Consider the following 13149-nt stretch of genomic DNA (forward strand, 5'->3'; position numbering starts at 1 on the left):
AAAAGGGGATCAAAACATGTCCTGATCACGTGATGAGTACGCGGGGCGGATGGTGCCTCCCAGTCTCTGGTGCTACAGAGCATGGAGATGCTGTTGTATCTGCCGGAAATGCCAATGAGGTCATCAAACTTCCATCCATGAAAACCGTTATCGGATACCCGGAGGTTGCCGATACGATTGCTGGCGGGTTTGCCGGCAGTTTGGGTGATGACGGCTCGATCACTGCAGAAATTCAAGTTATCACAGGCTCAACCAATGAATTAGGATTTGGCTATTTAACAGCCAGAGGAAGCTAATAAATACTATAATAGTGAAGGGAGTTTTGGAAATGCTGAAAGGAAAGAAAGCAGCTATCCTTGGTGACCGTGACGGCATTCCGGGCCCGGCAATTGCAGCATGTATTGAAACCGCCGGTGCTGAAGTAGTCTTTTCCACTACCGAATGCTTCGTCTGAACCGCAGCGGGTGCTATGGACCTGGAGAATCAGGCAAGGATCAAAGATTTAGCTGAGAAGTACGGGAAAGAGAATTTAATCATTGTACTGGGCGGCGGAGAGGCTGAAGCCTCCGGCCTGGCAGCAGAGACCGTATCTCAGGGAGATCCTACATTTGCAGGTCCACTGGCAGGAGTCTCGTTGGGACTTAAAGCCTATCACATTTTTGAATTAAAAGAAGAGGTAGACCCCCAGGTTTATGATGAACAGGTCGGTATGATGGAAATGGTTTTGGATGTGGATGAGATCATCGAAGAGGTCAAGGAATATCGTGGAGACTAAAGGACCTGACAAAAGGGGGGATAACCTGTGACCATTAAAGTTGTACATTATATCAACCAGTTTTATGCAGGAATAGGCGGAGAGGAAAAAGCTGACCACCGACCCGAGGTTCGGGAGGGAGTGGTTGGCCCAGGGATGGCATTTGGTAAGGCTTTTGGTGAAGAAGCAGAGATAGCGGCAACTGTGATCTGTGGTGACACCTATTTTAATGAAAACTTGCAGGAAGCTGTCTCTGAAGTTATTGCCATGATCGAAAAGTACAACCCTGATGTGGTCATCTGCGGCCCAGCCTTCAATGCCGGCCGCTATGGAGTGGCCTGTGGTGCAGTGGCTGAGGCTGTCACTGACAGACTGGGTGTTCCGGTGGTTTCCGGTATGTATCCGGAAAACCCCGGTGTGGATATGTATAAAAAGTTTGCCTATATTGTAGAAACCGCCAATTCGGCGGTAGGAATGAGAAAAGCAGTAAAGCCGATGGCAAACCTGGCTCTAAGGCTTGCGCGTGGTGAAAAAATCGGCTCTCCTGAAGAGGAAGGCTATATCCCCAGGGGCATCCGCAAGAACCTGTTCACTGCTGAGCGAGGCTCCAAGCGTGCTGTGGAGATGCTGGTCAAAAAACTCAAAGCTGAGGAGTTCACTACTGAGTACCCGATGCCGGTATTTGACCGTGTGTCACCAAGTGCAGCGGTCAAAGATATTACCAAAGCGAAAATCGCTATTGTTTCTTCCGGCGGCCCAGTTCCCAAGGGGAACCCAGACCGTATCGAGTCCTCCAGTGCCTCTAAATACGGCAGGTACAGCCTGCAGGGTATTGATGATTTGAACCCCGAAAACAGTGAAACAGCCCACGGCGGGTATGACCCTGTTTATGCCAATGAGGACCTGGATCGGGTTATCCCGGTGGATGTGCTCAAAGAGATGGAGAAGGCAGGAGAAATTGGCTCACTCCATGAATACTGGTATTCCACAGTGGGCAATGGCACATCTGTGGCCAATGCCAAGAAATACGCCGCTGAGATAGCAGAGGATCTCAAGAATAATGGGGTGGATGCGGTGATCCTGACCTCCACCTGAGGGACCTGTACTCGTTGCGGTGCAACGATGGTCAAAGAAATCGAGAGAACAGGCCTGCCTGTGGTGCATATGTGTACAGTTGTGCCTATCTCCTTGACTGTTGGCGCTAACAGGATCGTTCCTACGGTTGCTATTCCACACCCGCTGGGAAATCCCGCCCTCAGCAGGGATGAAGAGAAAAAACTGCGCAGGAAGCTGGTTGTCAAGGCTTTAGAAGCTCTACAGACAGAGGTTGATGAGCAGACGGTGTTCTGAGACGCGGGGACGGTTCTCGCGTCTTGAGACGCGGGGACGGTTCTCGCGTCTCACTCGCGTCTCACGGAGAGTAGGTTGTGGTGACAGTCACCCGGGACTGAATAATCCGACATTTTGTGACTGTTACCTGGGACTCCGGGGCCCGGAGGAAACGGGATGAGATGTGAAGGCGCGGGGATGTCTGTTATAAATAAATGTTTGGAGGTAAGAAGGGTGAACTTTCCAGTTATTAAAGGTGCCGGTTATGCCCTGATTCATGCCCCTCAGATGGCACTTCATTATGGCACAACACCGGTAACAGAGCGGAGTACAAATCCTGATTCGGAGTATTTGGAAAAGTTGCCCGGTCATTTAAGGAGTTTTACTGATGCGGTAATGTATGCTCCCAACCAGGTTTATATCGGCAACAGTTTGCCAGATGAATTAAAGGAACTGCCACGCCCCTGGTATGAGAACTCTCCTCAAGGAGCTGAGCGTGATGGAAAATTCGGTGAGATGATGCCCGAGGATGAGTTTATAGGGCTCTTAAAGGTTGTAGATGCCTTTGATCTGGTTCTCCTGGAAGAATCCTTCCAGAGGAGTGTTAAGTCCAAGCTGGCTGAACACCCGGCTGTAGGGGATTTGAAGTTATTGAGCAAACTGGACAGCGGTTCTGTTGATGAGGAAGATCTGGCCAATTTCGTCGATGAAAAGGGTGCTGCGCCCATTTATTATGATGGCAAGGTCGTGGGTTGTGTGAAAAGGGCGCATGAATTTGACCCTGCTTTAAGTGCCGGTGTGATGCTGGAAAACTTGGTGAGCAAGGCCTCTGCCAGCCTGGTGTTGATGCTCCTGTTAGAGAAGAGCGGTTTGCAGGCAGAGGATGTGGATTATATCATCGAATGCTCTGAAGAGGCCTGCGGCGATATGAACCAGAGGGGTGGGGGCAACTTTGCCAAAGCCATCGGAGAGATCTGCGGGTGTGCCAATGCCACAGGCTCTGATACCCGGGGGTTTTGTGCAGCACCATCCCATGCCCTTGTAGAGGCAGCAGCCCTGGTGCAGTCCGGCATTTTCAAAAATGTCGTTGTGCTGGCCGGGGGGAGTTCTGCCAAACTGGCCATGAACTCCCGGGACCACATAAAAAAGGGTATGCCGGTTTTGGAGGATATGATCGGTGCTTTTGCGGTGCACATCGGTGAAAATGACGGTGTGAACCCGGTGATCCGCACAGATATGATCGGCCGCCATAAAATAGCCTCAGGTGCCTCTCCCCAGGCTGTTATCCAGGCCATAGTTTACGATCCACTGGAGCAGGTGGGGATGGAGATCACGGAGATCGACCGTTTTTCACCTGAAATGCAGAATCCTGAAATCACAGAACCCGCAGGAGCGGGGGATGTTCCCAATGCAAACTATAAGATGATTGCTGCCCTTGGTGTAAAGAAAGGTGCCTTCAAGAGGCAGGAGCTACTGAAGGCGGTTGATGAGTTCGGTATGCCGGGTTTTGCACCGACACAGGGGCATATACCTTCCGGTGTGCCTTTTGTTGGATTTGCCAGGGAGATGATCCTGGAGCAAAAAATCAAAAGAGCGATGATCATAGGGAAGGGAAGCCTCTTTTTAGGGAGAATTACTGATCTGTTTGACGGCATATCCCTGATTATCGAGCAGAACACAGGCAAGGTGGAAACCGGACTGGACAAAGAAGAGATTCGCCAAATGGTAGCAGAAGCCATGCGGGACTTTGCGAAAACCATTGTAGGTGAAAAGTGACCAGAGGTGTTAGCAATGAAGAATAGTATAGATAGGAACAGTATACGCCAAAGTATTGGTGAGGTTTTTCTAGAGGCAGCAAATGCCCTGGAGACCGGTGTTGTGGGGCGTAAAATCCGGGTCGGTCTGACCATCCTGGGCAGTGAACATGGCCCTGCAGAACTAATCGCAGGTGCTGAACTGGCACAGAGCGGCAGCGCTGATTTCGAAGTAGTTATTATCGGAAGTGGTGTAGAAACAACACTGGAAGCAGTGGAGGCAGCGGATGAGAAAGATGCCCATATAAAGATGGATCAACTGCTGGAAGAGGGCGACATCGATGCCGCTGTAACCATGCACTACAATTTTCCCATCGGGGTTTCCACTGTGGGCAGAGTTGTTACTCCAGCCCGGGGCAAAAAGATGTTCATAGCAACAACTACAGGTACTTCAGCCACCGGCAGGGTAGAAGCCATGTTGAGGAATGCCATTTTCGGCATAGCTACAGCAAAGGCCTGCGGGATCCCGGAACCAACTGTGGGCATCTTAAATATCGACGGTGCCAGGCAGGTGGAGCGTTGTTTAAAGGAGCTCTCTGAGCAGGGGTATCCCATTCACTTTGCAGAGTCGAGGCGCAATGATGCCGGTGTGTTGATGAGGGGAAATGGACCTGCTGCAGGGAGTGCCTGATGTGATGGTTACAGATAGTCTGACCGGAAATGTTTTGATGAAGGTGTTCTCCGCTTTTCACAGTGGGGGCGAGTTACGAAGCCATTGGCTTTGGTTACGGCCCTGGTGTCGGAGAGGACTATGACCGGGTTATCTGTATTATTTCCCGTGCCTCAGGTGCACCGGTGATCGCCGGGGCAATCCGTTATGCCCGGGAGTGCGCCAGGGGCAAACTCCTGGATAAGGCCAGGCAAGAGTTTGTTGCAGTCAAAAAGGCCGGTTGGGACAGGGTGCTGGGGGGTTTAGTGAAGGATTCCCCTAAACTTCACGAGGAACCTGAGGGTGTTGCAGCTCCACCATCCAAGCCTGTGAGTGCGGAAATTCCCGGCATCGACATTCTCCAGCTGGAGGATGCGGTAAATGTCCTGTGGAGCAACAACATATACGCCAGCAGCGGCATGGGCTGCACCGGCCCAGTTATTTTAGTCGCTTCCGAGGATAAGGCAAACTCTGTACAGCTGCTCAAAGAAGCGGGATACCTATGATTTTGGAGGTCGGAAAGAGATCAGAAATGCACCGGGGACGGTTCCTGGCGCATTTCTGTATCCCTGTCAAGTGATTTTGGATGCTGTCGTTCCCGTGATCTTTTTTAGAAAGGGTTTAGGATGAAAAATATCAGGTGTTTGACGAATAATCCTATGGTGATTGACAGGGGGCTTCCCTTTGTGGATGCCATGCCGGGCAGTTCTGTTGTTGAGCTTTTCAGGGCTGTGCGAAAAGAAATTATGGGTGGCTACCGGCTGATCACACACCCGCTGACCGGCAGTATGGGGCCAGACAGGAACCCTTATAAAAGCATAATGTTAGCAGGGATTCCAGGGAAAGTTGATCCCAGAAGCTTAGAGATTATTGAGCGGGCTATTGGATTTGCTGAAGGATTCACTGAAACAGAGATGCACTCAAACTGGGACAGTTCTACCCTGAAAGACTTCCAGTTGATCGATATGGATTTTATCAAAGAGTATTTAAATGGTTCAGAAGAACCGTTCCTCTGAGCCATTTTTCTGGCAGTCCTTTCTGCCAAGGACCAACCCGAAAAACAGAAGTCAGAGACCAGAAGTCTGAAGTCTGAAGTATCCACGTGCACTGGGGACAGTCCCCCTTGCACGCACTAACTACCAATGAGAAACACATGCTGCTGGGGTGGCACCATGCGGGGAAATGACCAACGACCACTATTGTCTCTGTTGTGGTTCTGTGTTATAATGGCTTTCAAACTAAAGAGAAGTTTTTGGCTGTGATGGGGACCAGTAAGTCTGTCTTGCCTTGCAGAGAGCCGGCGGCGGGTGTAAGCCGGCAGGAGGGCAGTCCGAATCCACCCCGGAGCTTGCTTTGAAAACCTGCAGTGCAGGGCGAAGGAGCACAGGCGGTTCTGTTAGAGACTGTTCAAGAGAATGCCGGAATCCGGAATACTGTCTGGCATTAATTTGGGTGGCAACGCGGGTATCTACTCCCGTCCCAGAAATGGGGCGGGAGTTTTTAATATTATCTGAGGAGGACCGAAAAATGGAGGAAAAACAGTATTTGCTGCTGCCGGGTCCCACACCTGTTCCTCCCGTAGTTTTACGGGGACTGGCGAAGCCCATGATCAACCACCGGGGACCGGAATTCAAAGAACTATTCACTGAACTGACAGAAGGACTAAAAGAGGTTTTTCGCACGGAAAATGATGTCATCATCTTTCCCTCCGCAGGTACCGGGGGAATGGAGGCAGCGGTAGCTAACTTCATTTCTCCGGGGGAGAAGGTTCTGGTGGTTTCTATTGGCAATTTTGGGGACCGCTTTGCAGAAATCTGCAGGCGCTTCGGAGCGGCAGTAGATAAAATAGATTTCCCCTGGGGAACGGCCGCTGATGCAGATGTGCTGGCGGACCGCATCAAAAAAGATACAAAAGAAGAGATCAAGGCGGTTTTTGTCACTCATAATGAAACATCAACAGGAGTGACCAATGACCTGCCTAAATTGCGAAAAGCTCTAGGGGATCATCCCGCTCTCTTTATCGTTGACTCGGTGAGCGGCCTGGGAGCCATGGAGCTGGAAACCGACGCCTGGAACCTGGATGTGGTTGTGGCCGGATCCCAGAAGAGCTTTATGATCCCGCCGGGACTCTCCTTTGTATCTGTGAGCAAACGCGCCTGGGATGCAGCGGAAAAGTGCACCAATGCACGCTATTACTGGGATATCATGGCTGCACGGAAATATGCAGAGAAGGGCCAGACACCCTATACCCCGGCCCTTCCACAGCTGACGGGTTTAGCGGAATCCATAAAGATGATCAAGAGTGAGGGGCTTCCCAACATCATCACCAGACACAGGAGGCTCCGGGATATGGTGCGGGCTGGGGTGCGTGCCATGGGATTAGAGCTTCTGGCTGCAGATGAAGTGTCCTCAACTGCTGTGACCGCAGTTCTGGCACCGCCTGGAATCGAAGCTGATACCATCCGCTCTACACTGCGGGAAAGGTTTAATGTGGTTGTAGCCGGGGGGCAGAACCAGTTGAAAAATAAGATCTTCCGCATCGGCCACCTGGGCTATGTGCGGGAGTTGGATATTCTGGCTGTTCTGGCTGCACTGGAAATGTCTTTGGCTGTATGCGGGTATCAGGTGAACCTGGGGCAGGGTGTCAGGGCCGCCCAGGAGATTCTCTTAAAAAGCTAGTTGGGAGGAGGTAGTGAAGATGAAGGATAAGCCGAAAATTTTAGTCGGTGACAAAATAGTTGATGAGGCCCTGGAGATGCTGCGGGCCGAGGCTGATGTGGATCTGAAAAGAGGGATCAAACAGCCTGAATTAGAGGAGATCATCGAAAACTACGATGCCCTGATCGTGCGCAGTGTCCCCCTGGTGACTGAAGAGGTCATCAAGAGGGGTAAGAAGCTGAAAGTAGTCGGCCGCGCCGGTAACGGGGTAGATAATATAGATCTGGAGACCGCCACACAACAGGGAGTGGTGGTGGTGAATACACCGGACAGCAACAGCTTTTCCGCCGGGGAGCAAACGATTGCATTGATGCTTGCTTCTGCCAGGAACCTTCCCCAGGCCCACCAAACTGTCAAAGAAGGTGGTTGGGGACGGAGCCGCTATATGGGCAGCGAGCTCTATGGAAAAACGGTGGGGATCGTGGGGTTGGGAAGGATCGGCTCCTTTGTGGCCACCCGTCTCAAGGCTTTCCAGATGCGGGTGATCGCCTATGATCCTTATATCCCCCTGGAGCGCTTCAAGCGCTTTGGAGTAGAGCGTGTGGAAACATTAAATGAACTGGTGCGCCAGTCCGATATCATTACTGTGCATACCCCGAAAACCGAGGAAACCATCGGTATGATTGGAAAAGAGCAGTTCCAAATTGCTAAACCGGGTGTGCGGGTGGTCAACTGTGCCAGGGGTGGGATCATCGATGAGGGTGCCCTGGCCTGGGCACTGGAAGAAGGGATCGTGGCCAGTGCAGCACTGGATGTTTTCAGCAAGGAGCCCTGTACAGGCAACCCCCTCTTGAAGTTTGACAATGTTGTGGTTACCCCGCACCTGGGTGCTACAACTTTTGAGGCCCAGCATCGGGTAGGCACTGATCTTGCCCGTTATGTTCTTGCTGTTCTCCGGGGGGAGATTGTTCCCAATACAGTAAATATACCCTGCCTGCTGGGTGAAGAGATTGACACCATGAGGCCGTTATTGGAGCTGGCTGAGTATCTGGGAAAACTCTACTATCAGCTGGAAAGGATGCCTGTAGAAAAGGTGGAGCTTTGCTATTATGGAGAGATCGCCCAACAAGAAACCGGAATCATCACCCTGGCTTTTTTGAAGGGGCTGCTCTCTCCGGTGATGGGTGATCAGGTTAATCTCGTCAATGCCACATGGTTTGCTGAGAACAGGGGTATTAAGGTCTGTGAGCGGAGGGATGAGTCTAAAAGATCCGGTCATGTAAACCTGATTTCCGTTATTTTCAGAGGGAATGGGACAAAAGTGGAATTTGCAGGCACCCTGGCCGGGGATCAGACTCCCCGCATTGTCCGGGTGAATCAGTACAGGGTCGATGTCACTCCCAGCCCCTATATGCTCTTTGTGGAACACATTGATCGCCCCGGGGTGATTGGGCCCTTTGCATCAGCTTTGGGAAAAGCCAATATCAATATCGCGATGATGCAGGCAGCACGCAAAGTGAAAGGTGAGGAATCAATGATGATTCTTAATATAGATTCTGCGGTTGACGAGGCTACACTGGCTGATTTGCGCAAACTCGGCGGCATTTCTAATGTCAGGGTGGTCAATATGTAGGTTCGCAGGGGTTCACCTGGCCGGGGAAATAGGTGACAGAGATAAGGGGTTGAAATAAGAGGCTATGGGTTGTATTTCAGCGATCCCCTTGGTTGGACGAACAATTATAGCTGATAGGTGAACCGGTCATCCAGGTCGCAAACTTGACCGTTGTGTTGAAGAAACGGTTTTGTAGAAAATGTATAGAAAACAGATCTGAAAGGGTGAAACACTTGCTTGACCTAAAGTTTATCCGCAGTCATCAGGAAATTGTTAAAGAGGCACTTGCCAAGCGCAGCAATGACTTTGAGCTTGAACAGGTGCTCGTCTGGGATGAGAGGAGACGCAGCATCATCTCTGAAAGTGAGAAGCTGAAAAACAGCCGCAATACCCTCTCCCAGGAGGTGGGGCGGCTCAAAGCGGCTAAACAGGATGCCACAGAACTGATGGATGAGGTACGGGGGATCTCGCGGCAGATTAAGGAGATGGACCAGGAACTGGCGGATCTCGACGAGAGGTTGAACCAGGAACTGCTGCTTATTCCCAATATCCCCCATGAAACTGTGCCCGTGGGGACCGATGAGGAAGACAATGTCGTCCTGCGGGTGGAGGGAGAGCCTCCCCAATTCAGTTTCGAACCACAGCCCCACTGGGATATCGGTGAAAATCTGGATATCCTGGATTTTACCCGCGGGGTGAAGATTGCGGGCTCAAGGTTTACTGTTCTTAAAGGATGGGCAGCGAAACTGGAGCGGGCCATCGTCAACTTTATGCTGGATTTGCACACAACAGAGCATGGCTATACTGAGATTTTTCCTCCCTTCCTGGTTAACCGGCAGACGATGACAGGTACCGGGCAGCTGCCGAAATTCGAGGAGGACCTCTTTTTATCTGAACGGGATGATCTCTTCCTGATACCCACAGCAGAGGTTCCGGTGACAAACCTTTACAGCCAAGAGATCCTGCCTGGGGAGATTCTGCCCATCTATCACACAGCCTATACAGCCTGTTTCAGGGCTGAAGCCGGTGCCGCAGGGCGGGATACCAGGGGATTGATCCGGCAGCACCAGTTTAACAAGGTAGAACTTGTGAAATTTGCAACACCTGAAGACTCCTATCTTGAATTGGAGAAGCTCACCGATAATGCTGAGGAAGTACTGCGCCGGTTGGGATTGCCTTACCGGGTGGTCACTCTCTCCACCGGGGATCTGGGCTTCTCAGCTGCAAAAACCTATGACCTGGAGGTGTGGTTCCCTGCAGCGGGCGGCTACCGCGAGATTTCCTCCTGCAGCAACTTCGAGGACTTTCAGGCAAGGCGTGCCAATATCCGCTACCGTCCGGAACCAGGGGCACGACCACGCTTTGTGCACACCCTCAACGGCTCCGGTTTGGCTGTAGGGCGCACCCTGGCAGCGGTTTTGGAGAACTACCAGCAGGAGGACGGCTCAGTAGTTGTGCCGGAAGCGCTGAGGCCTTATATGGGTATAGATGTGATCAGTTAGTGATTAGTGGTTGGAAAAGGTCAGTTGTCTAAAGCGAATCGTAAGTGGCGCCGGTCTATGTGTGCCAGTCCTATGACAATACAAGGCAGTTCCTGGACACTTCAGACTTCCGACTTCCGGTCTCCGACTTCCGTTTTTCAGGTTGGTCGCTGGAAAAAGGGGCTAAATTGTGCCTGGCACCCGGGTGCATAACCCGTATATATAAGTGCGCCAAATGGTGCCAGGCGGAAACAGGGGCGAAGCCGGAGGTAGGTGGTCAGAGGTATGAAAAAGTTGCCTTCTGCTCGTTCCGAAAAGCTACTTCGATCGCTGTTTTCACCATCTAATAATGCTTGCAATAAAGCGGCACGGGGATCTACTTAAAAAAGGTCAGAATTGGCCCTCCGGGCTCCCGGTTAGATTAGAGGCTCAAATTGACAGTGCTCGGGGCTGTGTGCTATACTGAAAATCGATCTTTGTCATATTAGGTTCGGAGGGGTGTCCGAGTGGTTGAAGGAGGCGGTCTTGAAAACCGTTGGGCTCATACGGGCTCCGTGGGTTCGAATCCCACCCCCTCCGCCATATATTGACGGAAGTACAGCAATAAGCTATAATATATAACGCTAAAACGCGCGCCCGTAGCTCAATTGGATAGAGCAACAGACTACGGATCTGTAGGTTGGGGGTTCGAATCTCTCCGGGCGCACCAGTTTTATTAAAATGGAGAGATGGCCGAGTTGGCTGAAGGCGATCGCCTGCTAAGCGATTAAGCGGGGAAAAACCTGCTTCGTGGGTTCGAATCCCACTCTCTCCGCCATTTTTTTCTGCGCCCGTAGCTCAGGCGGATAGAGCAGCGGTTTCCTAAACCGCGTGTCGGGGGTTCGAGTCCCTCCGGGCGTGCCAGGAAAACATCAAGGCCTGCAGTTTTTGCGGGTCTTATTTTATAGCAATAAAGCGAGTAAGACTCCAGAGGCATGGGTCTTTTTTTGTTTTTGGATGCATAAGCTCTTTTATTGGGGACATTTTTGGGGACACCTGAACTCTTTCCGCCTATGTGTTCGTGTCTTGACAGGACAGCATATTATTGGTAAGATATAACTAATGTTTCGCACGGAGCGAAAAGGATGCGCTCCATTTTTTTTAACATGGCAGAATGCTAACAGGTGGAGAACAGTATCTTGGGGAGAGTTGCGGATTGTACCGGAGGAGCAATTAGTCGACTACCTGTAATAGCTACTGCACGCGATAAATGTTAACAGATTAAAGATCAATAGGGTTCTTTAACCATTTCCAGTTAAATCCCACAACATGCCTGTCGCCACGACAGCAGCAGGGAGTTGCCATCCATTGAGATAAGCAGCAGGGATGGGACATCAAAAAGGATGAACTCCCGCGATAACCTACCATACCACTATTTTTTATTCTCCGGGGTAGCCAAAAGTCCAACGAAACCAGAAGATTGAAAAAAGAGGCCGAAGTAAGGAATACTGCGGAAGGAAGCTCCTGGAAGCTTCAGAGATCCGACTTACGGCATCAGAGATTGATTTTCATGTTGGGGCAACATTTTGTCTTATGGTTTTTAGTTGTCTCTATTTTCTATCGGTGTATTTTTTGATGGTTGTGAAAGGAGCGATCAATTTTGAATTTTGTTAATGTGAGTACTTATTACCCCAGACAGTGTGGTCTCGCTTCGTTTTCCAAGGACTTGAGGGATAGTCTGGTGAAGGCTGGACATAAAGTATGGATTACAGCTATTTCAGATAAGCCCTATACATACCCTGATGAGGTTTACTGTGAAATACAGCAGGGCACTAAAGGAGATTATCTTGCTGCGGCGCGTATGATCAACAATTCTCCACAGATCCAGATGGCAATAATTCAGCACGAATACGGGATCTTCGGTGGTCGTGACGGCGAATTTGTGATCGATTTTGTTGCTCATCTAAAAAAACCTTTTCTGCTTGTGACACATACTGTTTTGCCTAGTCCCACACCTGGTCAGAGGGTCATCTTGCAGATATTGGCGCGGCAAGCGGCTGCTGTGATCAGTATGTCGAGTCGTTCGGCGCACCTGTTAGGCAAAGTCTACGGTGTTCCCGGAGAAAAGATAGCGATCATTCCCCACGGGGTTCCTGCCTTTGAGCGCAAAGACAGGGAAGCCCTGAAAATGCTTTACGGCTATACAGGCAGACAGCTGATTACCACATTCGGCCTCATCGGGCCCAGTAAAGGACTGGAGATCGGCATTCAAGCTGTGGAGAGACTTGTCGACAAGCATCCGGATGTGCTGTATCTTATAGCAGGGAGGACGCATCCTGTTTTACTGGAAAAGGAGGGTGAAAGCTACCGGGAAAGCCTGATCGAGATGTGTGCTGACCTGGGATTAGACAAGCATGTGCAGTTTATCAATCACTTCTTGGAGGTAGAGGAGTTGGGGGATCTTCTTTACATGACTGATGTTTACCTCAGTCCCTATCCAAATCGCGACCAGGCGGTGAGCGGCACCCTGGCTTATGCTGTTGGCTGCGGGAGGGCAATCGTCTCTACACCATATGAGTATGCACTCGATGTGCTCAAAAAACAGAGATTGGGGCTTGTGGCAGCTGAGGCAACACCGCAGGCCTTGAGCAAACTCCTGGAGCAGGTGCTCTCACGGCAGACTTTGAAGATGTCGCTGGAAAAGAAGGCTACATCTTACGGTGAAACCATCAGATGGCCTGGAGTCGCTGCCCGTTATGCGGATCTGGGCAGAGAAGTCATTAAACCTAAGCTGCCGACAGGTAAGATTAAGAAAAAGGTTCTTGGCGGCACTCTGATGGCTACAGTCAAGGAAAAAGGAAGTTGGAGGTAAA

11 protein-coding genes, 4 tRNA genes and 1 other annotated feature are annotated in these 13149 nt (G+C 50.8%); all 15 genes read left to right on the forward strand.

Annotated features, from left to right (window positions below; translation table 11 throughout):
- The coding region (locus SSCH_RS09625) for a glycine/sarcosine/betaine reductase component B subunit (protein ID WP_044665276.1) at window positions 1-296 on the forward strand (296 nt) is incomplete at its 5' end.
- A gap of 32 nt (window positions 297-328) precedes the next feature.
- Entirely contained in the window at window positions 329-775 is a 447-nt protein-coding gene (gene grdA / locus SSCH_RS09635; RefSeq protein WP_084711074.1) for a glycine/sarcosine/betaine reductase complex selenoprotein A, read from the forward strand.
- A 27-nt stretch (window positions 776-802) separates the two neighbouring features.
- Entirely contained in the window at window positions 803-2104 is a 1302-nt protein-coding gene (grdB, locus tag SSCH_RS09640) for a glycine reductase complex selenoprotein B (protein WP_198142363.1), read from the forward strand.
- Between the two features lie 213 nt (window positions 2105-2317).
- Window positions 2318-3859 (forward strand): glycine/sarcosine/betaine reductase complex component C subunit beta, encoded by a 1542-nt coding sequence (gene grdC / locus SSCH_RS09650; protein ID WP_044665301.1) that lies wholly within the window; start codon window positions 2318-2320, stop codon window positions 3857-3859.
- 15 nt (window positions 3860-3874) lie between these two features.
- Window positions 3875-4528, forward strand: a complete 654-nt coding sequence (locus tag SSCH_RS22405) for a phosphate acetyl/acyltransferase (RefSeq protein WP_269746170.1) — start codon at window positions 3875-3877, stop codon at window positions 4526-4528.
- A 62-nt stretch (window positions 4529-4590) separates the two neighbouring features.
- A complete protein-coding gene (locus SSCH_RS22410) occupies window positions 4591-5052 on the forward strand; it encodes a phosphate acetyl/acyltransferase (protein WP_269746171.1) in 462 nt (153 codons plus the stop codon).
- 120 nt (window positions 5053-5172) lie between these two features.
- On the forward strand, window positions 5173-5562 hold the full coding sequence (locus tag SSCH_RS09660; RefSeq protein ID WP_044665280.1) for a GrdX family protein: 390 nt from the start codon (window positions 5173-5175) through the stop codon (window positions 5560-5562).
- A 233-nt stretch (window positions 5563-5795) separates the two neighbouring features.
- Window positions 5796-6031 (forward strand) — a binding site (T-box leader).
- A gap of 42 nt (window positions 6032-6073) precedes the next feature.
- The gene (locus SSCH_RS09670; RefSeq protein WP_044665282.1) at window positions 6074-7225 is read left to right on the forward strand and encodes a pyridoxal-phosphate-dependent aminotransferase family protein; all 1152 of its coding nucleotides are present in this window, start codon (window positions 6074-6076) and stop codon (window positions 7223-7225) included.
- Window positions 7226-7244: 19 nt separating this feature from the next.
- The gene (gene serA / locus SSCH_RS09675; protein ID WP_044665283.1) at window positions 7245-8837 is read left to right on the forward strand and encodes a phosphoglycerate dehydrogenase; all 1593 of its coding nucleotides are present in this window, start codon (window positions 7245-7247) and stop codon (window positions 8835-8837) included.
- A gap of 212 nt (window positions 8838-9049) precedes the next feature.
- Window positions 9050-10318, forward strand: coding sequence for a serine--tRNA ligase (gene serS, locus SSCH_RS09680; protein WP_044665284.1), 1269 nt, complete (start codon window positions 9050-9052; stop codon window positions 10316-10318).
- Between the two features lie 471 nt (window positions 10319-10789).
- Window positions 10790-10879 (forward strand) — tRNA-Ser (locus SSCH_RS09685).
- A gap of 50 nt (window positions 10880-10929) precedes the next feature.
- Window positions 10930-11006, forward strand: a tRNA-Arg gene (locus SSCH_RS09690).
- A gap of 13 nt (window positions 11007-11019) precedes the next feature.
- A tRNA-Ser gene (locus SSCH_RS09695) sits at window positions 11020-11114 on the forward strand.
- A gap of 9 nt (window positions 11115-11123) precedes the next feature.
- Window positions 11124-11200: transfer RNA gene (locus SSCH_RS09700), tRNA-Arg, on the forward strand.
- 736 nt (window positions 11201-11936) lie between these two features.
- Window positions 11937-13148, forward strand: coding sequence for a glycosyltransferase family 4 protein (locus SSCH_RS09705; protein WP_044665285.1), 1212 nt, complete (start codon window positions 11937-11939; stop codon window positions 13146-13148).
- Window position 13149: the final 1 nt, after the last annotated feature.

This window comes from Syntrophaceticus schinkii, from assembly GCF_000946815.1.
GTDB classification, from domain to species: Bacteria; Bacillota; DSM-12270; order Thermacetogeniales; family Thermacetogeniaceae; genus Syntrophaceticus; species Syntrophaceticus schinkii.